19 protein-coding genes and 1 other RNA gene are annotated in these 24,511 nt (G+C 43.5%); 13 read left to right on the forward strand and 7 right to left on the reverse strand.

Features of this window, described 5'->3' with window-relative positions; genetic code table 11:
* Positions 1-43: 43 nt before the first annotated feature.
* A complete protein-coding gene (locus tag ACLD71_RS10020) occupies positions 44-439 on the forward strand; it encodes a hypothetical protein (RefSeq protein ID WP_411994510.1) in 396 nt (131 codons plus the stop codon).
* Positions 440-808: 369 nt separating this feature from the next.
* Positions 809-4,015, forward strand: coding sequence for an FG-GAP-like repeat-containing protein (locus tag ACLD71_RS10025; RefSeq protein ID WP_411994512.1), 3,207 nt, complete (start codon positions 809-811; stop codon positions 4,013-4,015).
* A 799-nt stretch (positions 4,016-4,814) separates the two neighbouring features.
* Here ACLD71_RS10025 and ssrS read toward each other — a convergent pair.
* Positions 4,815-4,995: non-coding RNA, 6S RNA (gene ssrS / locus ACLD71_RS10030), on the reverse strand.
* Between the two features lie 47 nt (positions 4,996-5,042).
* Positions 5,043-5,357 (reverse strand): cell division protein ZapA, encoded by a 315-nt coding sequence (zapA, locus tag ACLD71_RS10035; protein ID WP_411994514.1) that lies wholly within the window; start codon positions 5,355-5,357, stop codon positions 5,043-5,045.
* A 270-nt stretch (positions 5,358-5,627) separates the two neighbouring features.
* On the opposite strand from zapA, the gene ACLD71_RS10040 reads away from it, so the two are divergent.
* The 5 genes from ACLD71_RS10040 (at position 5,628) to ACLD71_RS10060 (ending at position 10,647) form a co-directional block, all read left to right on the forward strand.
* Positions 5,628-6,233, forward strand: a complete 606-nt coding sequence (locus ACLD71_RS10040) for a hypothetical protein (protein ID WP_137672278.1) — start codon at positions 5,628-5,630, stop codon at positions 6,231-6,233.
* Positions 6,234-6,324: 91 nt separating this feature from the next.
* A complete protein-coding gene (locus ACLD71_RS10045) occupies positions 6,325-6,891 on the forward strand; it encodes a UPF0149 family protein (protein WP_137672277.1) in 567 nt (188 codons plus the stop codon).
* Between the two features lie 22 nt (positions 6,892-6,913).
* Complete coding sequence (gene pepP, locus ACLD71_RS10050; RefSeq protein ID WP_411994516.1) at positions 6,914-8,206, forward strand: Xaa-Pro aminopeptidase; 1,293 nt, start codon at positions 6,914-6,916, stop codon at positions 8,204-8,206.
* Between the two features lie 4 nt (positions 8,207-8,210).
* Positions 8,211-9,416 carry a 2-octaprenyl-6-methoxyphenyl hydroxylase gene (gene ubiH, locus ACLD71_RS10055; protein ID WP_411994518.1) on the forward strand — a complete coding sequence of 402 codons (1,206 nt, stop codon included), beginning with the start codon at positions 8,211-8,213 and terminating at the stop codon, positions 9,414-9,416.
* Between the two features lie 19 nt (positions 9,417-9,435).
* On the forward strand, positions 9,436-10,647 hold the full coding sequence (locus tag ACLD71_RS10060; RefSeq protein ID WP_411994520.1) for an FAD-dependent monooxygenase: 1,212 nt from the start codon (positions 9,436-9,438) through the stop codon (positions 10,645-10,647).
* A 53-nt stretch (positions 10,648-10,700) separates the two neighbouring features.
* Here the strand turns inward: ACLD71_RS10060 and ACLD71_RS10065 are convergent, their stop codons facing one another.
* Entirely contained in the window at positions 10,701-11,198 is a 498-nt protein-coding gene (locus ACLD71_RS10065; protein WP_137672273.1) for a GNAT family N-acetyltransferase, read from the reverse strand.
* Positions 11,195-11,917: a hypothetical protein gene (locus tag ACLD71_RS10070; protein ID WP_411994522.1), complete on the reverse strand. Its 723-nt coding sequence runs from the start codon at positions 11,915-11,917 to the stop codon at positions 11,195-11,197. Before ACLD71_RS10070 ends, ACLD71_RS10065 begins: the two co-directional genes overlap by 4 nt.
* A gap of 777 nt (positions 11,918-12,694) precedes the next feature.
* Between ACLD71_RS10070 and gcvT the strand changes: the two genes are divergently transcribed.
* The 6 genes from gcvT (at position 12,695) to ACLD71_RS10100 (ending at position 20,612) form a co-directional block, all read left to right on the forward strand.
* Positions 12,695-13,786, forward strand: coding sequence for a glycine cleavage system aminomethyltransferase GcvT (gene gcvT / locus ACLD71_RS10075; protein WP_411994524.1), 1,092 nt, complete (start codon positions 12,695-12,697; stop codon positions 13,784-13,786).
* A 78-nt stretch (positions 13,787-13,864) separates the two neighbouring features.
* Positions 13,865-14,257, forward strand: a complete 393-nt coding sequence (gene gcvH / locus ACLD71_RS10080; RefSeq protein WP_016403167.1) for a glycine cleavage system protein GcvH — start codon at positions 13,865-13,867, stop codon at positions 14,255-14,257.
* A 111-nt stretch (positions 14,258-14,368) separates the two neighbouring features.
* Entirely contained in the window at positions 14,369-17,254 is a 2,886-nt protein-coding gene (gene gcvP, locus ACLD71_RS10085) for an aminomethyl-transferring glycine dehydrogenase (RefSeq protein WP_411994526.1), read from the forward strand.
* Positions 17,255-17,662: 408 nt separating this feature from the next.
* Positions 17,663-18,346, forward strand: a complete 684-nt coding sequence (locus ACLD71_RS10090; RefSeq protein ID WP_411994528.1) for an N-acetylmuramoyl-L-alanine amidase — start codon at positions 17,663-17,665, stop codon at positions 18,344-18,346.
* 36 nt (positions 18,347-18,382) lie between these two features.
* Positions 18,383-19,594 carry a hypothetical protein gene (locus tag ACLD71_RS10095; RefSeq protein WP_411994530.1) on the forward strand — a complete coding sequence of 404 codons (1,212 nt, stop codon included), beginning with the start codon at positions 18,383-18,385 and terminating at the stop codon, positions 19,592-19,594.
* Positions 19,595-19,616: 22 nt separating this feature from the next.
* On the forward strand, positions 19,617-20,612 hold the full coding sequence (locus ACLD71_RS10100) for a hypothetical protein (RefSeq protein WP_411994532.1): 996 nt from the start codon (positions 19,617-19,619) through the stop codon (positions 20,610-20,612).
* 64 nt (positions 20,613-20,676) lie between these two features.
* Here the strand turns inward: ACLD71_RS10100 and dgt are convergent, their stop codons facing one another.
* The 3 genes from dgt to ACLD71_RS10115 all read right to left on the reverse strand — a co-directional run bounded on the left by dgt (position 20,677) and on the right by ACLD71_RS10115 (position 24,109).
* The gene (dgt, locus tag ACLD71_RS10105) at positions 20,677-22,188 is read right to left on the reverse strand and encodes a dGTPase (protein ID WP_411994533.1); all 1,512 of its coding nucleotides are present in this window, start codon (positions 22,186-22,188) and stop codon (positions 20,677-20,679) included.
* Positions 22,189-22,717: 529 nt separating this feature from the next.
* The gene (locus tag ACLD71_RS10110; protein WP_411994535.1) at positions 22,718-23,083 is read right to left on the reverse strand and encodes a hypothetical protein; all 366 of its coding nucleotides are present in this window, start codon (positions 23,081-23,083) and stop codon (positions 22,718-22,720) included.
* Between the two features lie 3 nt (positions 23,084-23,086).
* The gene (locus ACLD71_RS10115) at positions 23,087-24,109 is read right to left on the reverse strand and encodes a hypothetical protein (protein ID WP_411994537.1); all 1,023 of its coding nucleotides are present in this window, start codon (positions 24,107-24,109) and stop codon (positions 23,087-23,089) included.
* Positions 24,110-24,511 lie beyond the last annotated feature (402 nt).

The following is a 24,511-nucleotide window of genomic DNA, read 5'->3' on the forward strand; positions in this document are numbered from 1 at the left end:
TTGGGGCTGTAATCCCGACTTGGTAAGGGCCGCAGCAAAACATGTGGATGTTGTAAGTTACAACTACTACAAAGAAGGGCTACACCCAGAACCTTGGAAGTTTTTGGCAGAAGTAGATATGCCAAACATTATTGGTGAGTTTCATATTGGCGTTAAAGAAGGTTTCTTCCACACAGGTTTGGTGGTGACTAACGATCAAACCGAGCGCGGCGAGATGTTTGAAGACTACTTAAACTCGGTAATCGATAACCCATGTTTTGTCGGCGCACATTGGTTCCAATACATTGATTCACCAATTACCGGGCGCTCCTTTGACGGTAAAAACTACAATGAGGGTTTTGTGGGCATAACCGATGTGCCATATCAGCCAATGGTTGACACTACTAAGCCAGTAATTGGCTGCATATATCAGCGCCGTTTTAATAAGGCGAAAAAGTAGCGTGTTTGGATAGTTAACTTAAAGTAAAAAAGGGGGCTTCGGTCTCCTTTTTATTGGTTTACCAATGCGTGGTTTACGTGTTGGTAAAGTCTTTTTCTCTCTTGGTTATATTACTTTTTTGCTTGTTTTTTATCGTTGTTACTATTTTATTTCGAATAGATAGTTATAAGAAATTTAAAGAATATGTATTTAGTTGTTGTTATGTAAAGACTTGATGGCTATCTCATTATCGTGAACGAAATATGATATAGGTCTTATTTGTAAGGTTAACCAATTGTGTATTGGTTGAACTGTTGCTTAGATTGGATGATATGTTGTTGTACTTTTTCAGTTCAAAGACATTTAAGCCAATCAACAAAAGGATTTTTGATGATATCTAGCAATAGTTCCAAACAAAGAATATTTACGCGAAGCTTGATCGGTGCACTGGTTGTCGCCATTACCGGGTGTAATAGCAGCAGTGATGATGGCAATGGAGGAAACAGTGGTGGGTTTACACCTATTACAGTAACCAATACGCAGCCAGTAGAAATGCCTTACAGCGTTAGCGGCTCTAGCCTCAAGCAAGTCAATTTTGAATTTTCTATAACCGTTCCCTATGCCAACTTAAGTTTGTATGCCGATGATCAATTGCTATTGGATAACATTGATATTCCTCACCAAGGCGTAAATCAGTTAAACGCTATTGTTGATTTTGGCTCTTTAGGTGACAAGCAGTTACGCCTTGTAGGACGAAATGGCGATATCTTGATTAACAACATGATATTTCAAGATATTAGTGACTTGAGTATGCCTAAGTTTCGCGATGCCTCCGAAGAAATTGGCTTAGTGACCGAAGATACTTACAAATATGGGGGGCCATCGGTAGGCGATATTAACAACGACGGTCACTACGACTTCGTGCTCAATAACCACAACTATATTTCTACCCAACTAGCGATGAACAATGGCGATGGTACGGTGACCTTAACTGACCTGTTCCCCAATGTTCAGGATTTTCACGGCTCAGCCCTCGGTGACTACACTGGCAATGGTGAGTTAGACATTGTGGTGGCCTTAGGTGGGGCTAATGGTACCAATCCTTCATCTTATGTATTACTCAAAAATGAAGAAGGCACCTTCACTCAAGCCACCGATACTGGTATCACTACACCTGCGCGTGGTCGAGCACCTCGTTGGTTAGATATGGATTTAGATGGCCATTTAGATTTAGCCTTAATTAATGCTAAAACGCCAAACTATGATGGTCCACAGCAGCTGTTTTACCGCAATAAAGGTGATGGTACGTTTGAAGAAATACGCATCCCAGGTATTGAGAGCGCCGAGGCTGAGCGCGCGCTGGTTCTCGATTTTAATAATGACGGTATTGACGACATATTGCTGTTCTCGCCACTAACGCTTTGGCAGGGCAACGGCAACCTAAGCTTTACCGATGTTACAACCCAATGGTTACCAGAAGGCGCAGCTAATGCTTGGCAAGTGCAAGCAGTAGCAGACGTTGATGTAAACGGTAATGGTTTATTTGATTTGTATATTGCTCGAGGCAAACCAGAGTATCAGTTGTCTGATAAGTCTTATGATTTTAACCCGTCGACTAAAAAGCTCGATATCCGTGATAACGGTGAAACGGGCACAACAGAGATTAGCTTCATCGCTTATGAAAGCGTTACTTTATCTGGCTTAGATTTGGTTTATCGTCAGTATGATGGCGGCTACCCTATCTATCTTGGTGAAGCCAAAGAGCGTAAAGATGTGCATGCAACAGGCTTCCAGCCTGACCAGCTTCCACCAGAAATGAGTGGGGCGCCAAATACTTTGGAAATCACAACAGAGGTGGCGAATGGTTGGCCTAGCGCACGTGAGGCTAACGGTATTTACATTGGCTACCTAGGTGATGGTAATTGGAAAGCCGAGTGGGTTCGTGATCAAGATGTTTATTGGAATGTGAGTTTCACATTAGATGGATTAAATGACATTGCCCTAGATTGGCAGCCCAATAACCGTAATGAGCAAGATATCTTGTTGATTAACCAAGGCGATAAATTTGTTGATGCCTCGAGCGAGTGGAACTTGCCCAAAGGCGGCAACCACTGGGGGGTTACCCATGGTGACTTCAATAACAATGGATTCAATGACATCTTTATTCACCGCTTTGGCTTTTTAAAAGAGCGAGTAACAGACCTGTTATTGGTGAACTCTGGCAAAGGACAGTTTATTCCAACTACTTTGCACGGTGCGCACAGTGTGACAGACCACGGTCATGGCGATATGGGGCAAGGCTTTGATTTTGACCAAAACGGTCGCGTAGATTTACTTAACGGCAGCAACGAAGAAGGCCGTTGGTACATGTACAAAAATGATACCCAAGACTTAGGGAATTATGTGTTAGTTGAAGTGGGGTATAGCCCGCTAAATGGTATTGACCCCTTATCAGCACACGTTGTGGTAACTACCGAAAGTGGTAAAACTTATCGTAAACGTGTGGGATCAGCAGGTGAAGTATTTTCGCAAGGCTCGATTAATATGCTGCACTTCGGTTTGGCTAACGAAACCGAGATTAAGCAAGTTGCTGTACACTGGCGTAACGGCGAAACCGTGTACCTTAGTGATGTTAATGCCAATGCAAAGTACTTGACTAAAGATGCCACTAACCCAGCTCCAATAGGGATTGCTCTGGAGCGACAAGAGAAAAAGCTTGCAGTGGCCGAGACCTATAGCTTAATGCCAAGCTTTACCCCGCTAAACGCTCAAGCTGGCGTGAGCTATAACTCTTCTGATCCTAGTGTAGCCACGGTGAATGAAGAGGGCGTGGTGACGGCAGTTGCCGATGGTGATACCACCATTACCGTTAGCTCGTTAATTGCTGAGAATGTAACAACCACGATAGTCATTAGCGTTGGAGACTTTGAGCCTATTTATGCCACTGACATTACAATTGCCGGTGATGAGCAAGCCTTTTATGTGGGACAAACAGCCACTTTAACAGCGGAGCTAGTGTCTTCAGATCCTCTGGAACTGCCTGATGATCAAAGCATTACTTGGCAAAGCAGCAATACTGCAATTGCCACAGTAGATGGGGCTGGCGCGGTGACTGGTATTGCAGACGGTTCGGTAGATATTACGGCGATTGCTAATGGCTCAGAAGTGGCTAACGGTGTCTCTGACCACGTTAGCTTAAATATCGAAACCTTCTATGCTTCGGCAATGAGTTTTGATGACGGCAATATTTACACTTCAACAGAATATAAAACCGATGGCACCATGGATGTTCAAGTTAACTACCATGCGGGCTCGGGAGACACTATAGACAGTAATGGTGTTATTTATCGTTTACGCGAAATGACCGGTGACTGGGGCGTTGTTCAGGATCATATGGATACAGATAGCGCTGCAGCCGGTAAGGTGTCAGGCACCAGTTCAGTGTCTATTCCTTTAAATGACGTTACCCCAACCGCAGAGTTAGCTGATGGTTACTTCCACTTCTTGTTTATCGAGTTTAATACGACCAGCGGTAAGCACGTTGATGTAATGATTGGTTTTGCACCAGGAGACATAACCATTGTAGCCGCACCTTAATGAATCCGTTTGTTAAATAATTCTGTGTAGCTATAACACCAGAAGTGCAAGATGGACTTCTGGTGTTTTCCTCTCTAAGGGGGTTAAGGCTGAATACCCATACCTCTATAACTCCAATCCCTCCAATCTTCAAAAGTATTATCGCAAAGCGCAACTTAAACGAGCAAAAACACTTGCTTTATTACTTCATTTTTAAATCTAGAAACAAGGTATTCCAGTTAGTAATTAGTCGTGTATGAGTGTTTATTTATGAAGAGCAGGGGAGGCTTTGAATCGAGTAAAGACAGGCCTAAGTTGCTAGTGTTGATTTTGGCTGTTGAGCGATGAGGTTCGTATGGAGAGGGGAAAAGGCTGTTGTTTAAAAATAAAGAAGTAACAGACAGCATGTGTTGATTATAACGGTTGAGCGATGAGGTTCGTATGGAGAGGGGAAAATGCTTTCGTTTAAACGTAAAGAAGTAACAGACAGCATGTGTTGATTATAACGGTTGAGCGATGGGGTTCATATGGAGAGGGGAAAATGCTTTCGTTTAAACGTAAAGAAGTAACAGACAGCATGTGTAGATTATAACGGTTGAGCGATGAGGTTCGTATGGAGAGGGGGAAACGCTTTTGTTAAAAAGTAAAGAAGTAACAGACTGTATGTGTTGATTTTAACGGTTGAGCGATGAGGTTCGTATGGAGAGGGGAAAAGGCTGTTGTTTAAAAATAAAGAAGTAACAGACAGCATGTGTTGATTTTAACGGTTGAGCGATGAGGTTCGTATGGAGAGGGGGAAACGCTTTTGTTAAAAAGTAAAGAAGTACCCAGAGTGCCGCTGTTGATTTTAGCCCTTGAACCATGAGGTTCAAGGCGGGAAACAAGTCTCTACCGTAGGCTTCTCAGTCGGGCTGAGCATGCTCAATAGCAAAGAAAAATTACCCTAAAGATACAATTATCGGCTCAGGGACATCACCAACTGGCGAACACCCCAGGAAACTAAACTCTTTATACACTGTAGTAAAACATCGAGGCCTGTGCGAGGGCTCTATTCAACATTGCCTATAGGTTGGCTTTGCTCTAGCAAGGCACGCTCAATAGTGTGTTGAAGCTCTACTATGCGCTGATTCATATTATCAGCATAATTCTGGTTTTTAGCTTGTTCACCATGCAGCTCATAAGAGAGATGCAAACCCACCATAATGGCTAAATGCTCGGTGCTGTTTACACTGCTTTTTTGTTTCAGCGTTTCTAAGCGTTGAGATAATTCATCTGCGGCTTGGCGAAGTTTATCTTCTTCACCTTTCGGGCAAGCTACTCGGTAGTTTTTGCCTAACAGTATTATGTCTACGCCCTGCGCCATGGTTCGCCTTAGCTAAACTCTATTACGAACTGAATATATAGCGCAGCGCCTTAACTTGCAACCATTGTTGGGGCGGTATTGTGCAAGCTGCGGCATTAACGAGCAGTTTGTTGTAAAGCTAAGCAAATCTGCGCTATCTGGCTCATAAAACCTGCTTGTCATGCTTGAATATCATAAGTTTATTGTCCACCATAGCGGCCAATAATCACTAGGTTTGTTAAGCTAACTCAGGTTGTAGCGAAGTTTTTACGTAACAGGAAAGAATATTTAATGACGCAAGCAGGCAGTTTTGCCGATGAACGTCGCAGATTTTATCGCATTGTTTACCCAGTGCGCTTGATTCAGCTCCTCATAAAAATGGTCAACACTAAAATTGCCAATGTTGCCCCTCAAGGCCGCCATAAATCGGAAGTGAAAGATGCCTTTGCTGCACAGTTCATGCCGATGATGTATTTAGGCGATCACGTTTTTCCTGTATTAGATGTCTCTGAAGGCGGATGCCGTATTCAATGGCGCTCTTCTGCCGAACCTTTGCCTATTTCTAGTAAGATTTTGATTGGTCGGCTTATCTTCCATCAAGATCTCAGCAAAATTGTTGATTACTTACCTAAAGACGTTCAAGAAGAGTTTGAAGATTTAAGTTTGCTGTACAGCACCGAAGGTTACGAACATCAGTTTGAAGCGCGGATTTGTCGCAAAATTGAAAACAAACGAGACCCTTACCCTCAACTTTGTTTGCAGTTTACTAAGAACACCCATATCTCAGCGCGCTTTATTCGCCAGCAAGAAAGCACTCTGATTAAACTGTTCCGCGACCAATATATTGAGCGGGTGCGATTGCGCCGCAAACAATTGAAAGACGCCCAGCAAAAATAGCCCTAATGCTCCAGCTAATTGCGTGTTTAACATGGCTGCTAAACTTAAGCAGTGTTAGGATTAGCCCAATTAAAGTAGGTAGGTATTCAACGTGACTAAAATTGCATATCCAGATTACGAAGATCTGGGTGAACTGTTGATCGGTTCTAAAATCCTAGTAAGCCCAGCAGAAGTACACGGTTTATTAAGTGGCTTGTTGGCCGCTGGTTTGCCAAGTGATGGCGATTGGATGGGACAACTAAACCTGTTAATCAACGACGGCCAAGGCTTACCCATAGAGATTAAAAATCAGCTTAAAGTATTGATGGAAGCCACCCATAGCGGCATGAGCGATAGCTTATTGGGCTTTCAATTGATGTTGCCTGATGACGAAGTGGTTGTAGAAGAACGCACCGAAGCCCTAGCGCAATGGGTACAAAGCTTTTTAGTAGGCTTTGGTGTAGTGCAAAGCGATTTGAAAAAGCTTGCCGAAGACGTGCAGGAGCTGGTTAAAGATTTTACCGAAATTAGCCAATTATCGTCAGATTTAGATGACGATGAAGAAGAGAATGAACAAGCACTATTCCAAGTAGTGGAGTATGTGCGGATTGGTGCAATTACCATTTTTGCTCACCTCACTGCTAGTGATAGTGACGAACAACAACCTACATTGCACTAATATCACACGCTAAGGAGTTGCTGTGTTTTTATCGCGTCGTCAGCAGTTATTTACTGCTATGTCAGACAACAGTGTTGCGATTTTCTGCGCAGCAGAAGAACAAACCCGTAGTCGTGATACCGAGTTCCCGTTTCGCCAAGATAGCGACTTTTATTACTTCTCAGGTTTTAACGAACCCAAGGCACTGTTATTGCTGATTAAACAAGCCGGCGAAACCCGCACTGTATTGTTTAATCGCAGCAAAGATAAGCTAGCTGAAATTTGGCAAGGCCGACGTGTGGGTCAAGAACAGGCCGTTGAGAGCTTAGGCATAGATAAAGCTTTAGCGGTTGAAGATCTTGCCGAGCTACTGCATCTAGAACTAGATGGTTTAGATAAAGTGTATTTAGCGCAAGGGCGTTACCCCGCTTACGACCAACAAATTTTTGCTGCCATTGAATACCTGCGTAATGGTTTACGCCAAGGCTTTAAAGCGCCTAGCCAAATTGAAGATTGGCGACCGATTGTTGACGAGATGCGCCTAATTAAATCTGCCGATGAAGTGGCCTTAATGCGCAAAGCCGGAGAGATATCTGCGGCTGGCCATGTACGTGCCATGCGTAGCAGCAAAGGGGGTATGTTCGAATACCAACTTGAAGCAGAAATTCATCATGAGTTTTTAATGGCGGGAGCGCGTTCGCCCGCTTATGGCACCATTGTTGGCGCAGGAGACAATGCCTGTATTTTGCATTACACCGAAAACCAAAGCGTGATGCAAAATGGCGATTTAGTCTTAATTGACGCTGGCGCAGAATACCAAATGTACGCTGGTGACATTACTCGCACCTTTCCAGTAAACGGCAAGTTTAGCCCCGAACAAGCCAAGTTGTATAACGTAGTGTTGGCAGCCCAAGTGGCGGCGATTGAAATGCTTAAACCCGGCGTTTCTATTTTTGAGGCCAACCAAGTTGTACTGAACATTATGGTAAGTGGTTTGGTTGAGCTAGACATTATGCAGGGTGATGTTGCCACTTTAATTGAAGAAGAAGCTTACAAAGAATACTACATGCACGGACTTGGTCATTGGATTGGCTTAGATGTGCATGATGTAGGTAACTACTACGATGTAAAACGCACTCGCCCATTAGCAGAGGGTATGGTCATCACCATTGAGCCTGGTTTATATATTCCGGCAGATGCCGATGTTCCAGCAGCTTATAAAGGCGTGGGTATTCGCATCGAAGATGATGTGGTTATTACCGCCAATGGCAGTGAAGTATTAACTGCTGATGTGCCAAAAACGATCGCCGAGATCGAAGCATTAATGGCGAGTTAGTGTAATGCCGCAATCCAAGCTTGAGCATTTCGACATTGCGATTGTTGGCGCTGGCATGGCTGGTGCCAGCTTAGCTTTAGCACTCAGCAATCAAGAGAGCGGCGTTAAGCCTCTGCGAATAGCAGTGATAGAGGCCGCCGAGCTCAACTTTGGCCAACACCCTGGTTTTGATGGACGAGCCATTGCCTTGTCAGCGGGCTCAGAGCGTTGGCTTAAGCAGCAAAACCTATGGCATTCGCTGGCTCCCCATAGCTGCGCTATTGAACATATTCATGTCTCTGATCGTGGCCATTGCGGCTGGACAACCCTCAACGCTGATGAATACCAATTACGAGCCTTAGGCCAAGTGATAGAGCTTGAGCACGCCGGGCGAGAGTTTCATCAACTGTTGGCCGAACGCGAACAAATAACGCTATTTTGCCCGCATAAAGTACAACGCATTGAGCAACAACAACAGCAGGTGATTGTTGAGCTAGATAATCAGCAGAGCATCGCTGCAAGCTTGCTAGTTGGTGCCGACGGTGCCGATTCCTTAGTGGGTAAGAAGATAGGTATTCAGCAGCAACATGATTTTGCTAAGTTTGCACTGATAGCCAATGTGCAAGCAGAGCAAGCGCTGGCTGGTCGTGCCTTTGAGCGTTTTACCGATAATGGCCCACTAGCGTTGTTGCCCATGACTAACCAGCGTTGGTCGGTGGTATGGTCGGTTGATGCTGAGCAAGCCAAGCAGCTACAAAACCTTGACCAAGATGCCTTTTTAGCCGAGCTACAGCAGGCTTTTGGTTACCGCGCAGGGCGTTTTGTTGGCGTCGGCGCTCGTGTTACTTACCCACTGGTGCTGCGTTACTACCAGCGTTTCTTTTCCCATCGGATGTTAATTTTAGGCAACGCCGCCCACAGCTTACACCCCATCGCAGGGCAAGGTTTTAACCTAGGTTTGCGCGACGTAGCCGCTTTAGCACCGTTGATTTTAGAACAGTGGCATCAAGGGCAAGATTTAGGCGAACACGCTATGCTCGATACTTATCAGCAGCAGCGCCAAGCTGATATAGAACGTACCATTTCAATGACCTCAAGCCTCGCCAGCTTATTCGCCAGTAGCGATAAAAGCTCGGTTGTTCCACGTAATGTGGGCTTAATGGCCATGCAACTATTCCCAAGCTTTAAGTCTTTGTTAGCCAAACAAAGCTTAGGTTTATTCTCTCGTTAATTGGCGTAAAGGCAGGCATATGCAAGCAGTAGATATAGCAATTATTGGTGGTGGAATGGTTGGCTTGGCGTTAGCGAGTGCATTGGCCGACAGCCCCTTGCGTATTGCCATTGTAGAGCCTAAACCCTCACAACAACCTGAGTTAAACCAATACAGTTTACGGGTAAGTGCAATTAGCCTGTCTTCGCAACAGTTTTTAGAGTCTTTAGGCGTTTGGAGCAGTATCCTGCAGCAGCGTGTTGCACCCTACAGCGACATGCAAGTATGGGAGCACGACAGCTTCGCTAACATTCGTTTTCAGGCAGAAAAAATGATGGTGCCAAACATTGGTCACATTGTAGAAAACGACATTATTCGTCATGCTTTGTGGCAGCAAGTCAGCCAGCAAAGCAATGTTACCATTGTTGAGCAAGCGGTAGATAAGTTACATCGCGGTGATAGCGAATCATGGTTAAGTTTTGCAAATGGCCGAGGTGTAAGTTGTAAACTGCTGGTGGCCGCCGATGGCGCTAACTCTTGGCTGCGTCAGCAATTAGATGTGCCACTCACCTACTGGGATTACCAGCACACTGCCATTGTCGCCAGCATTAAAACCAGCGAGCCGCATCAAGATTGTGCCAGACAAATTTTTACTCCCGAAGGGCCTTTAGCCTTTTTGCCGCTCAGCGATAGCCATATGTGTTCTATTGTTTGGTCGGTATCCCCCGACAGAGCTGCCGAGCTAGAAGCATTGCCAGATGTGGAGTTCAATAAGCAACTTACCATGGCCTTTGATAACCGCTTAGGCTTGTGTGAGCGAGTAGGTGACATTGCTGGTTTCCCACTTCGAATGCGTTATGCACGTGACTTTGCTGGAAAGGGTTATGCCTTAATTGGCGACGCGGCACATACCATTCACCCATTAGCGGGCCAAGGCGTAAACCTTGGTTTGATGGACGCTGCAGCTTTAGCTCAAGAGTTAATAGCCTTACAGCAAGCGGGCAAAAGCATTGGTGATTATAACAACCTGCGTCACTTTGAGCGCTGGCGTAAAAGCGAGGCCAGCCAAATGATCGCCTCAATGGAGTTTTTTAAGCGTTTGTTTGGCAATACCAACCCCGCACTTAAGTTACTGCGTGGGGTGGGCATGAGTTTGGTAGATAAGGCCGAACCGCTCAAGCAACAAGCGATGCGCAGAGCTTTGGGTTTAGAGGGGGATTTACCGCATATTGCAAAGGTTAGCGCTCAATAATACAGAAACTAAAAAACTACCAATAAGTCGTTTTTTAGTTGCTAAGTAGCAGCTTAACTATCGTGACGTTGAAACTCCTTTATAGGGCCAGTAAACCCGGCTCTTTTAATCGCTGTTTGCATCCCATAATTGTCTTCACTGGTGTCTATAATAATCCTTCTTGATTGGCTGTTAGCGTTGATGTGGTGCGTTGCAAAAACCAATGCCTGAGTGGCAAGCCCTTGCCCGCGCATATTTGGGTGAGTAAATACCGGCCCAATAACCGCATCGGTAACGTCCACCGGGTAGTGTTTGCATCGACCATAAGTAATCACTCCATGGCTATGCAGCGTTTTAGGTGTACCAGAGCAATACATCGAACTTCTTTTTAAAGAGATCTTTAACAGAAGTTTAAACAGTTCCTTGCCTGCGCCAAAATGACTACTCAACATGTTGGCATTTTTAATAAATGACCCAAAACTATCAATCATCACCATGTTGCTCTTGAATGAGGTATTTATTTCATCAGGTGTGACGTTATTGGTATCGAGTGAATATACAAATTGCTTCATTCATTTAGTATCCAGTGAACATGATAAGGCTTGAACATTAATTTCTTTTTAAACCGAGCCAATGTTTCTGATGAATTTACATACGAACCGTATACAAAATATTTAACCCCTGAATAGCCTTCGATGCTTCTTTTTGCAATCTCGGTAATCAGTAAAGGTACAATGCCATCATTTTGGTAATCTCTGTGTCCAAAATAATGCGACAGCTCTAATAACTCTCCCGCAACAATGCAGCCTGCATAAGCGACTAACTTTCTGTTGCTATCAAAAACGCCGAAATAGGGATAGTTATGTGAGCCATTGCTTGGCTTGGGATCTGCGTTAGGCTTGGGTTTTTCATTAACATAATTGGCGTCCATCACGCCTTGACGAATACTGGTTGAGCAGCGAATCTCATAGATGTCATCAAGGTGATCATTGTAGTTAATGGATTCGAATGAGTAGCCCTTGCGCAGTGCTTTTCTTACGTTTCTACGCGCTGAGCTTTCAAGAGAGTTAAAGTATGAGTCGTAATCAGCATCTAATTTACACACTGCGACTCCTCTGGTCATTCGGCCAAATATAGGCATTCTAGGATGCCGTTTTGTTACTTCTTTAAAAAATGAGAGCGTGAATCTGGCAAAAAATGGTCCTTCATTCTTTGCCAAATTATATTTTAAGGAGATGTCTAGCTTGGGGGATGTGAATATTAATCCTGTTTTGCTTTTTAGCTTATTCAACGAAATCACTTTAATTCCCTTTAATAATTTCCTTGTTTTAAATCTAGTTAATAAATTCGATTTTTATTATTGATCTAAATCATAAAAAGGTGATGTTTATAAAGGGCCTTATAAGCAGCTGTGCCACCTGAATACCTACAGTTAAACAACGTGTTAAATCCGTCCGTTTTCGCTAATGTGTTTTTGGTAGTGGCAATATGTTTGGTGCAGCAGCGTTTATTGAGAGAGGTTTTGTATAGTGTGGTCAATATGCCTTTTTGGGGCTGGCCAGCGTTGTGCTTATAGATAAGTGCTGTGGATTGCAGCGTTGACGGGCAATCATGAGGGAGTCTTTTCGTGCAGTTGTAACACAAACGTCTGCAGGAGCATGTTACATAAAATGCTGGTGTTTAAACCTTGCTAGGCTTGTTATTGCTGTATAAGTGATTCACTCAAACGAGTGATTTATTTTTATTGATTTTTTTAATGTGGATTAGTTTAACTAATGAATGCTTGTTTTTTACTTACCTTGTGATTAGTGGCTAAAGTCGAGTTTCTTGGTCTAAGCTAGCGAAAATGCGCGTTGTGTTGTACGTTTATTGGTGTTTTTTGCTGATTTTTGGTTTTACTAAGCGATTCTTGTCATTGTGCTGTTGAGCAAATGTAAGTAAATTGTGCAGCTTATAGATTAGCTCAGCTTGTGATTGGTGCTTTCTTGTTGCGCACATCTCGCTATAATTGTTCAGCATTGGCAGGGGGAGTTTATCCTTCGCGTCCTCATAATAAAGGGATCAGCACATGACACAGCAAACGGTACTTCATCAAGCGCACCTCGACGCAGGCGCAAAGTTAGTGGATTTTCACGGCTGGGAAATGCCGATTAACTACGGCTCACAAATCGAAGAGCACCACGCTGTTCGCCAAGCCGCCGGCATGTTTGATGTATCCCACATGACCATTGTTGATGTGCAGGGCGAGCAAGCCCAAGCCTTCCTTCGAAAACTATTAGCTAACGACGTAGCCAAGCTTACCGTTAAAGGTAAAGCGCTTTACGGCGGCATGTTAAACCATGAAGGCGGCGTGATTGACGACCTTATTACCTATTACTTTAGCGAAACCGATTACCGCTTGGTGGTTAACTCAGCCACTCGCGAAAAAGACCTAGCTTGGATTAATCAAGTGGCTGCCGACTACACAGTAAGCATTACCGAGCGCCCGGAGTTGGCAATGATTGCTGTGCAAGGCCCACAAGCTAAAGCGTTAACCGCCAAGGTTATTAATGCCGAGCAAAACGCAGCGATTGAAGGCATGAAGCCTTTCTTTGGCGTTCAAGCTGGCGACTTATTTATTGCTACCACCGGTTATACCGGCGAGCAAGGCTACGAAATTGTCGTTCCTCAAGATAAAGCGGTAGCCCTTTGGAAAGCGCTAGAAGCGCAAGGTGTACAACCTTGTGGTTTAGGCGCGCGCGATACCCTGCGTTTAGAAGCAGGTATGAATTTATATGGTCAAGACATGGACGAGAGCGTATCACCGCTAGCGGCCAACATGGGCTGGACCATTGCATGGGAGCCGCAAGAGCGTGACTTTATTGGCCGCCAAGCCTTAGAAGCACAAAAAGCCGAAGGCACCGACAAGCTGGTAGGTTTAGTTATGGAAACCAAAGGCGTAATGCGTGCAGGCCAAGCAGTTACCGTGGTTAATGAATATGGTGAAGCCTTACCTGGTGTTGTCACCAGTGGCACTTTCTCGCCTACTTTGGGTCAAAGTATTGCGCTGGCTCGTATCGCCAATTGCGACGTAGAAGAAGCCTTAGTGGAAATGCGCAAAAAACAGGTTAAAGTGAAAGTAGTAAAACCTGTATTTGTGCGTAATGGCGCCAAAGTGTAAGCCCCAATAATCGAATTTTGTTTGTAGATTTAACTTTAAATTAAAACCTTAAGTAAGAACTTATAGAGGAAAGGAATTATGGCTAATATCCCTGCCGAACTGCGTTATGCCAGTACTCACGAGTGGGTACGTTCAGAAGGTGATGGCGTATACACCGTTGGCATTAGTGAGCACGCGCAAGAGCTACTAGGCGACATGGTGTTTATTGACTTACCAGACGTAGGCGACGATATAGACGCAGGCGATGACTGCGCAGTAGCGGAGTCGGTTAAAGCTGCCTCAGACATCTACGCGCCACTAAGCGGTGAAGTAGTAGAGATTAACGAAGAGCTAGAAGATTCACCCGAGCAAGTAAACAGCGATGCTTACGGCGATGGTTGGATGTTTAAAGTTAAAGTGAGCGACGAAAGCGAGCTAGAGAACTTACTCTCGGCCGAAGATTACGCCGCCACTATCGAAGAAGATGAATAAGCTTTGATCAAAAATGCGCTCCGCTAGTCGGGGCGCTTTTTTTATCCGTAACACAATAATAAACCCGACTAAACGCAACGCATTTTGTTTCAGTAATACAGGAATAGTTTAATGAACCCGTCTTTGCCGTTAACCGAACTAGAGCAAAACCAAGACTTTATTCGCCGCCATATTGGCCCCGATCAAGCCGAAGTTAACACCATGCTTAAACAGCTTGGCTTAAGCTCTGTAGAGCAACTTATTGAGCAAACGGTGCCTCAGCAAATTCGTTTAAACCAAGACCTAAGTATTGGTGATAGCCTCACAGAGCAACAAGCGCTTGCTGCATTACGTAAGCTAGCTAAGCAAAACAAGGTTTACCGTAGCTACATTGGTATGGGCTACCACAATACCCATGTACCGCACGTTATTTTACGTAATGTATTTGAAAACCCAGGTTGGTACACCGCCTACACACCTTACCAGCCTGAGATTGCTCAAGGCCGCTTAGAAGCACTGCTTAACTTCCAACAGTTAACCTTGGACCTAACCGGCTTAGAGCTAGCCAGCGCATCCTTATTAGATGAAGCCACCGCAGCGGCCGAAGCGATGGCCTTGGCTAAACGTGTCTCTAAAAACAAAAAATGTAACCTCTACTTTATTGCCGACGACGTTCACCCACAAACTATTGACGTAGTAAAAGAGCGCGCTGACTTTTTTGGTTTTGATATTGAAGTAGGCCCAGCCGAAAGCGTGGTTGAGCACAATGTGTTTGGCGCGCTGCTGCAATACCCCGGCACTACTGGCCGAGTGCGCGATTTAAGCGAGCTCATCGAACAAGTACATAGCAACAAAGGCATTGTGGCTGTAGCGGCTGATATTATGGCCTTGGTGATGCTTAAATCGCCGGGCGCGATGGGTGCCGATGTTGTACTAGGCTGTGCTCAACGCTTTGGTGTACCTATGGGGTACGGCGGCCCTCATGCCGCATTTTTTGCAACCCGTGACGCTTACAAACGCTCGCTACCGGGTCGAATTATTGGTGTATCTAAAGATCGCCGTGGCAAGCCTGCACTGCGTATGGCACTGCAAACCCGTGAGCAACATATTCGCCGCGAAAAAGCTAACTCAAACATTTGTACTGCCCAAGTATTGCTAGCCAACATGGCCTCGTTTTATGCAGTGTTTCATGGCCCAGACGGCTTGCGTACCATTGCCCAACGCATTCACCGTTTAACCGCTATTCTTGCTCACGGCCTAGAGGCCAAAGGCCTAAGTCCAGAACACGCCCAATACTTCGATACTCTAAGCATCAAAGTAAGCGATAAGGACGCGATTAAAGCGCGCAGCGAAGCACTAGGCATTAACCTGCGTATGGATTTAGAAGGCGCAGTGGCACTGAGCTTGGATGAAACCACTACGGCTGCTGACGTAAATGATTTATTCACCGTGCTGCTTGGCGAAGGCCACGGTTTAGACGCTGCACGTTTAGATGACATAGTGAAAGGCGAAACCTGCATTCCAGCAACGCTACTACGTGATACTCCGATTCTAGAGCACGAAGTATTTAACCGTTACCGCAGCGAAACCGATGTACTGCGTTATATTCGCAAGCTAGAAGGTAAAGACTTAGCGCTTAATCATTCAATGATCTCGCTAGGCTCATGCACCATGAAGCTAAACGCCACCGCCGAGATGATTCCGGTAACTTGGCCAGAATTCTCAAGCATGCACCCGTTCTGCCCAAGTGACCAAGCGCAGGGTTACCACGCCATGATTAGCCAGCTAGAAGATTGGTTGGTAAACATCACTGGTTACGATTCAATTTGTATGCAGCCTAACTCGGGCGCGCAAGGCGAATACGCAGGCTTATTGGCGATTCAAAAATACCACGCTAGCCGCGGCGACCATCACCGTAACATTTGTTTAATTCCTAGCTCGGCGCACGGTACTAACCCTGCTTCTGCACAAATGGCTAATTTAAAAGTAGTGGTAGTGGCCTGTGACAAAGAGGGCAACGTAGATATGGACGACATGCGCAGCAAAGCCGAAGAGCTCGCCGAGCAGTTATCCTGTGTAATGATTACCTACCCAAGTACCCACGGCGTATACGAAGAAACCATTAAAGAGATTTGCGACATTGTTCATGACAACGGCGGCCAAGTGTACATGGACGGTGCCAACATGAACGCCCAAGTAGGCATTACTTCACCGGGCTTTATTGGCTCAGACGTAAGCCACTTAAACCTACACAAAACCTTTGCTATTCCACACGGTGGCGGTGGCCCAGGTATGGGGCCAATTGGCGTTAAAGCCCACTTGGCACCGTTTGTGGCAGGCCACAGCGTAGTAAGCAATGGTAAAGCTAGCCACGCCAATGCCGCAGTATCGGCTGCGCCTTATGGCAGCGCGTCTATCTTGCCTATTAGTTGGATGTACGTAGCCATGTTGGGTAACCAAGGGCTGCGCCAATCATCAGAAATAGCCATTCTTAACGCCAACTACTTAGCTAGCCGTTTAAGCCAAGGCTTCCCTATTTTATATAGCGGACAAAACGGCCGAGTTGCGCACGAATGTATTATTGATATGCGCCCACTTAAAGAGGCCACCGGCATTACCGAAATGGACGTAGCCAAGCGCTTAAACGATTACGGCTTCCACGCGCCAACCATGAGCTTTCCAGTAGCAGGCACCTTAATGGTAGAGCCTACCGAGTCGGAATCGCTAGCCGAAATCGACCGCTTTATTGATGCGATGTTATCGATACGCGCTGAGATAGCCAAAGTTGAAACCGGTGAGTGGACCCTACAAGACAACCCGCTAGTGTTTGCCCCGCACACTTTAGATGATTTAACCGACGCTCAATGGACCCACAACTACAGCCGCGAGCTAGCCGTGTTCCCATGTGACGCAGTTAAGCAAAACAAATTCTGGCCTACAGTAAATCGCATTGATGATGTTTATGGGGATAGAAATTTATTCTGTGCTTGCCTTCCAATGGAAGCCTACCAAGAGTAAAAATTAAAACCTTTTCAGTGTGTTATGATAGAAAGCGAAGCAGCGATGCTTCGCTTTTCTTGTTATAAAGCATTAAACGATTACCACTAATCTAGCGTGGATTCGATTTCCGAAATAATAATATCAATCACACACAAGGGTAAGGAATATAAATGAAAATGGGGCCAAAACTTTACTGCTAGTTTTATGTTTCATGCTATTTGATATGCTTGGATTAATTGCCTGACAATTAAAATGTTATTATGTTGTATGAGGTTATTCTGCTTATTTGTTAATTTTGTTTATAAATTCTTTACATATTTGTTGTTTTTACTAGTGTTAAATTAAATATCGGATGCAATCAGTAGGGCTTTTTAATGAGTTCCATGGAAGGTTGGTTGCTAAGACTGTTTATATGAGACACATATCATGGATGACCCACGGAATTATTATTTCGAGCTTCCTGGAGGAGCTCAGCCCAAATTTTCTCCCTTAAATGAGCGGTGTCATCAGTCATATGGCTGGTTGTCAAAGCATCGTGCTCGTTCAAGAAGGTCAGATGTTTTAGATGGCGTAGATACGCTTGTTATTCATGCTACTGCCGGTTATGCAACTCAGCATGCAGTGGATACTTGGAAAGTAAGGAAAGCTAGCGCTCATTGGATCGTTCCTGATGAAAATGAGCCTCAGCATGGACATTTTGTCTGGGCTACGGTTGCCGAAGCAAAAGCGGCGTATCATGTTAGAGATACTATAGAACTACCCGAATTTTTAACGGGCAACCGTAATATAAACAATCGAAGTTTAGCAATCGAAGTTGTGAACACTCAAGATGTAGAGGGTTTTAGTGATCCATACTCAGAGTGGCAAATTCAACATACCGCAAACATAGTGTTACATGCTTGGTCAAAATACCCCAATTTGAAACATATTGTTTCTCACGCAAAGCTTGATCCAACAAGAAGAAAGGATCCTGGTTCCAATTTCCCTTGGATGAGATTTAGAGAATGTGTGCTTAACCATCGCCTAGGTGTGTTAACTGATCCGTTGCTCATTCCACCTGCAGCTTCACCTATACCGAGCGACACAAATCTTGATTGTTGTTGTCCATAAACCTTAAACAACCACCCATAAAACAAGGATGTTAATATGAGATATTTAGTAGTTTCCTCGCTTTTCTGTATTATAACCACCCCACAGGTTGAAGCTGCAGATCCGTTCACTGCTTCTTATGTTGAGGCTTCTAAGGTTCATGAAATCTATCGAAAAGAGCAAAGCTATTGGAAAGATAAAATAGCAAAAAGCGATCATCCGCCAGAAAACGAAACTAAGCGGCAAGGAAAGCGAATTGAGCTGGAAGGAAAGCAAGCTGAGCTGCAAAAAAAGCGAATTGAGCTGCTAGGAAAACAAACTGAGCTGCTAGGAAAACAAACTGAGCTGCTAGGAACTAATATCGACCCAACCGCCATTCCTCAATTAAATGAAGATATTACTCAATTAAATGAAGATATTGCTCAATTAAATGAAGACATAATTCCTTTAAATAAAGATATTTCTAATTTGAGTGACTATATAAATTCACCAGAAAAAAGTTTAGCCGATGATGCCCTAAATAGTGGTGAGTTTCAGTTTTTCAGGTTCACGACAGAAGAAAATGATGACCAGGTAGGTACAGATTCTTTATTTGGAAGCTTGATGGCTTCGAGTGCTGGGGATACCCAAACAATAAAATTTGATGCAATTAATTATAACCTTCATATGGGAGGGAATATTCATATACCATTTCAATTGTATTACGGGAATGTAGTTTCAGATGGAGATGATGATAAAGCTAACTCTATTAAATTGATGGACCCAGAGAATGGTGTTGCCTTAAAATTCCCAGTCGTATTCAACTATTTTAAAAACGAGTCTAGTGGTGGTTTGTGTGCATTTTACGATGAAGATAAGGATAGTGTAGGAAGGTGTTCATTAGGGGGGGATTTAACCTTTAACTATAGAGAGTTAAAAAATGATTCTGGTGAATCCGATACCCAAGCAGGTTATACCGCTAGATTAGGCGGAGCCATGGTTTTTCCCATTAATAATGTAGTTGGTGGTAAAGAAAAGGGTTTCTTAAGCTTAGGTGCTAAGGTTGTCTATTCTTACGCAAACGTTGACGACCCAACTAATTTTTTTACACCAGTACTTGATGCCAGTGGCAACCCTGTCTCATTTGATAAGTATATTGGAGCTGCAGACCTTGAAGTAAAATGGGTTTTTTATGAAAAACTATCAATATCAACAAGATGGTTGCTCCCTCTAAATAATACAGATTATCTCGAAGATGTCTTTAGTGTTTCATTAGAAAATAAATTCTAAGACTATAAGAAGGGCCTCAGCGATGGAGATTAAACAGTATTATATATTTTTTATATGCTTGTGGCCTTTTACGCTTAATGCAGCTGGAGTGCTAAAAGGAGAGGACATATTTGAACCTAAAAATAGTTGGTTCGATGCTAAAAAAGTTCAGCGTTTTAGACCCTACGGTGTTAACTCTGCAGTCTGGAATTTCAGGGAAGGGGACGATGATGCTCTACAAGCAGATTACTCATTTTTGTACACAATATACGACTGCAGAGTTAGGCATTCTAGCTCCAAAGAAGGCAATACAGAACTCAAAAGTACTGAAGGAAGTTGGAGTGACTGTGGAGATGATGCCCTAGTTAAGCCATTAGTCTTTGTTTCTTATACTGGTCAGTTCGATTTCTACTTGAGTACAAGGCCTTCTAGCCCAGTAATAAATAGACTAAGTAATCCTGCCATTCATTTTTTTAACATTGTTAGTAAAGATAAATATATAAATTATTTTGATATTTCTTTTGAGCACCGTTCTAATGGGCAAACTCGAGAAATTGACGAGTTTGACTCATCCGGTTTGAAAACTGAAACGGCATATCTCTCTGGCGATTACCGCTATTTTGACGAAATCAGTCGTGGGTCAAACTATTTCAAATTGGCTGTTGGAAATGATAAGTCAATTGAGAGCATATCTTTAAATTGGCGCCTATCAATTAAAGCGTATGTTACTGATGATACGGAGGTAAATTGGGGAGAATGGGTTAACTCATCAACCTCAATAAAAGATTATGATATTGTTAGGGCTAGTATTTCAGTTTCACCATTTATATTTTCAGGGCTCACTTTTACCTCAAGTTATGTATTTGGCAAAGAGTTGTTAAAAACCGATTCCTTCGACTGGAGTATCATTTATCCCCTGGAAGGTTGGGGGGTTAGTATTCCACTTATGGTTAAAGGGCATCACGGCCCAATGGCCACTCTTTCTAATTATACAAAATCGGTAAGTTCGCTTGGGGTTGGTTTTGCTTTTTATTGGTAGCAAAAGATATTTGGGCTAAGAGATAGAATAGTTTTCGGTTTCCGTTAACTATTCTATCTCTTAACTAAAAATCACTTATCACATTAAACGCTCTAAATTCGTCGTAGGCGTATTGGTCGGTCATGCCGCTGATGTAGTCAATAATCAGCCTTGTGCGGTAGTAAAACTCGCGACATTGTTCGTTGCCAAACTCATCGCTTATGGGCTCTTCCGTCATGGCTTTTTGATAGGCCGCCAAATGCTTAGATGGCAGCTTTTTGAATAGGCGCTTTATGTAAGCAGAGCTTTTTTCTTTGGGTTTTGTGTTATCTACTAAGTATTCAAACTGGCCTTGGCTTAGCGCTAGTAGCGGTTGATAGCAGGCCATTAAGCCAGAGATAATTTGGTAGCCTTGTAGCTCGCGGGCTTCTACTTCTGGGTGACAAAAGCAACGTTCTAGTGCGACGCTTTTAAAGGTTTCTACAATTAGGTGGTTTACGCTGCCATCTTCGATAAGCGCGCGGTTCAAGCTACCTTGGTAAACCGCTTCTAAGTTTTCTCTAAACTGGTTTTTCGCATGTTCGGGCAAGCGTTGGTTTACTGCTACGCGTAGGTAAACAAAAAACATAGAGTCTCTTTCTTCATCACTTAGCTGTGGTTTTTTGCTTTGGTGAGCAAAGTCGAGAATGGTTTCCATTTCTTTTGGTTTGCAGCAGCCATGTTCACTGCTTAGTTTGGCAAAGGTGGCTAATAGCGCATGCTTTAGTTCTTTAATGCTCAGCACGCCTTTTTCTATGGCGTCTTCTAAGTCGGCGATACCATAAGACACATCATCGGCCGCTTCCATAATGTAAGAGAACGGCGAGCGACAGTATTGGTCTATGTCTAGGCTGTTGCGCAGTTCCTCAACATAACTTTGCTCGCTAAGGTAGTAACCCACTTTCTTTTTTAAGTAACTAAACGGAGCGCTTTTATCTGGCTTGGCTTCTGTTCCGCAGCGAGTGTATTTGAGTATGCCAGAGGCTTGCGAGTAGGTGAGGTTTAGCTTTAACAATGAGTGAATAAGCCGAATGCCTTGTGCGTTGCCCTCGAAGCTGACTAGATCTCGGTGAATCGCTTCTGGCAGAGTTTGTTTCGGTTTTTTGTTCTGGTCTTCATCTAGCTCTGTTGCTTGGGAGCTTTGGTAAAGGCTATTGAGGTTTTCACTTAGCCAATCAATTAAGGCTTCTTCACCAAAGTGACCAAAAGGCGGGTTGCCTATGTCGTGCATTAAACAGGACATTTCAACAATGCTTTCTAATTGCCGCTCTAGTCCCTTAAGTTGGTAGCGATCTTGTTCGTCAACTAAGGCTTCGCAAATAAGCTGAGAAATATAGCGACCCACTTGCTGAACTTCTAAAGAGTGGGTAAGGCGACTGCGCACTGCAGCGTTGCGTTCTAAGGGGAATACTTGGGTCTTTTGCTGCAAGCGCCTAACTGCAGCGCTGTTAATGATTCGGCCTCGGTCGCTTTCAAATTTCTTTAAGTCGGCATTAAGATCTGGCTTAGGTGGGTAGGGCCGAGTACCGAGAATCTTGCTAGCGAAATTTACTGTCATACTCTAAGCCGCTTTCTGTCAATTAGAGTATTTATACTGCTGTATTAACAATGCAAAATCAATTATTGAGTCGTTTGAAAATAAGCTTTGTTACCAAGTTGTGGCCTACTCTTCGAAATAACAAAGAAGCACAGCAAGTAGGAAAATAAGCAAAGATGATATCTGGAAGTACCAAGCGAGTTTTATATCTTTTGGGCGAAGGTGATGTATGGGTAAATAATTGCTGGAGCCTCTGCGCCGTTTAATATCTTCAGCAACTATGTCAAACGCGTAGCCGGTAATCTGGTTGCTAGTACTTCTTTCCCCTGAGCGGTTCATTTTGTTCAGGTAGTCAACGGTTATCTTCCTAAAGGTGATGGTAGCCACAGCCCAGTTTATGATGATCAAAAATCCACAAAAAAATGGAAGGTATTCGTAAATTACGGGGTGCATTGGTTTACGTCTTGTGTCTACTGTATAGCCTTTTAGTTATGGCAGTATATAAAATACTGAATACCAAGCTCTTTAGGCATCCTTATGCTGTTTGCGTTTATATATCACTAAAATTTTTTATCACGTAACTAGCTACCATTAAAGCCACGCTAACCATGAACCAGCAGAATGCATATATAAATGCTTTTTGAATATTTTGAGGTACTTTATTCCTCTTCTCTAACATCCCATAGCGTTTGGCGTGAAACGAGCTCAAGAAAACAGTGGCGTATTGTAGAACTCCTTGCCCAGAAAAGAAAAAATTTAAAGAGTAAAATCTTACCCCGTCATCGAGTACATCTTCTAAAAACAGTAACCACTTTCTTTTTAAATAAAGCACTACTCCAACCCAAGAAAATATACCAACGCTACCAGCGATAAACAAAAGGATGGTTATTTTGGATATCAATGTGATATCACTCATCAGCTATTTAACCCCATTCCATCTATACAGTTCTTCACCAAATTCCTCCCCTTGAGCACCCGCATACTTGCCGCCAGCGTATCCTCCAGCGGCACCAGCAACAACTGAGCACCAGAAAAAGCTTGTGCCACTTGATGGTAGGCCAAAAATCAGCGAGCAAGTAGCCCATGTGGCAACAAAGCCTCCAGCCATGCCGCCTCCGATACTGCCTGTCGCTTTCATCACATTACTGTATTTGGCTTTACTACAGGTTGCAGTATCGCTAACAGTACAGGCTTTTCTGATATTAGAAACAGCATCTACTCCTGTTAAGGCGATACCAACATAGCCAACACGTTTTAAGTTACGCGCCATTTTGGCAACCGTGTCATAATTTTTTGCAAAGTTAGGGATGGCATTGGCTTTACCTGGTTGGGCATTCCAATGGTGAACAATACTCTTACTGCTTAAACCCAAATTACTGCGAATATCTCCAGAAACCAATTTTCCACCAAGAGTAGGTTGACCAAAACGACTTAGAGCAGAATTCAGCCTCTGAAAATGGATGTTTCTTTTAGTAAAAAAGCTTTGGTTATTTAAATTACCGGTAGAGTTGTAGCTACTGACATACGTTCGTTCTATATCCTTTAGAACATTTTTGACTTGAGTGGTGTGCGCATTCCAAGTTGTATTGCTTATTCCTAGCAATAAACCGTTGTAGCTAGCAACGTTTGCTAGTAACTCATATCTATCAGCTAGTATTTTTCGCTCTGAGTTATCCAATTTTAGTAACGTTTTATCAACTGCTTGAGCTATCACTAAGAAATCGACTTCTTCTTGGGTACATTGACTACTACTAGCAGGGGATAACAGCACGATTTGGCCGACTTGCACCATGTCATTTTTTAGGTGGGAATTGACCATTCTAAAGTGGTCATAAACAATTGGTTTTGGAGAATTATACATAATCATAATGAGCTGATCGATTGCCATCGACTTTTCAACAATATGGATTACTTTGTTTTGTTCACTTTTTTCCGCAGACATGATTAACCTTTAACTATCTTACGTTTTTGTTGATATATCAAAGGCACACTACATTAATTGATAATAAAGTAAATATTAATCTCATCATTGGTATCGGTGATTGATCCTAGAATTGAAGGCGTACAATGAGATACCTAGGATTTAGTGAAGGGTTGTGTGCCACCCCATACAGAGTGATTAGTTATGCCTATCAAATACAGTTTGTTCAGTAAGAAATAGTTAATGGTGTTAAATAGAGTCAACGTATGAAATGTAACAAGAGCTTCAAGCAAAGGTAATGCAAAGAATATTGAGGTTGAAGCACTCTGAAATAGATTTATACAACGTAGTCATTTCAAATGACGAGTAAGCTTCCACCTTAATGCTGATCTAGTGTTAGAAGCGTTTTAGGAAGCTTACTTT

This window comes from Agarivorans sp. DSG3-1, assembly GCF_046774965.1.
Classification (GTDB): Bacteria; Pseudomonadota; Gammaproteobacteria; order Enterobacterales; family Celerinatantimonadaceae; genus Agarivorans.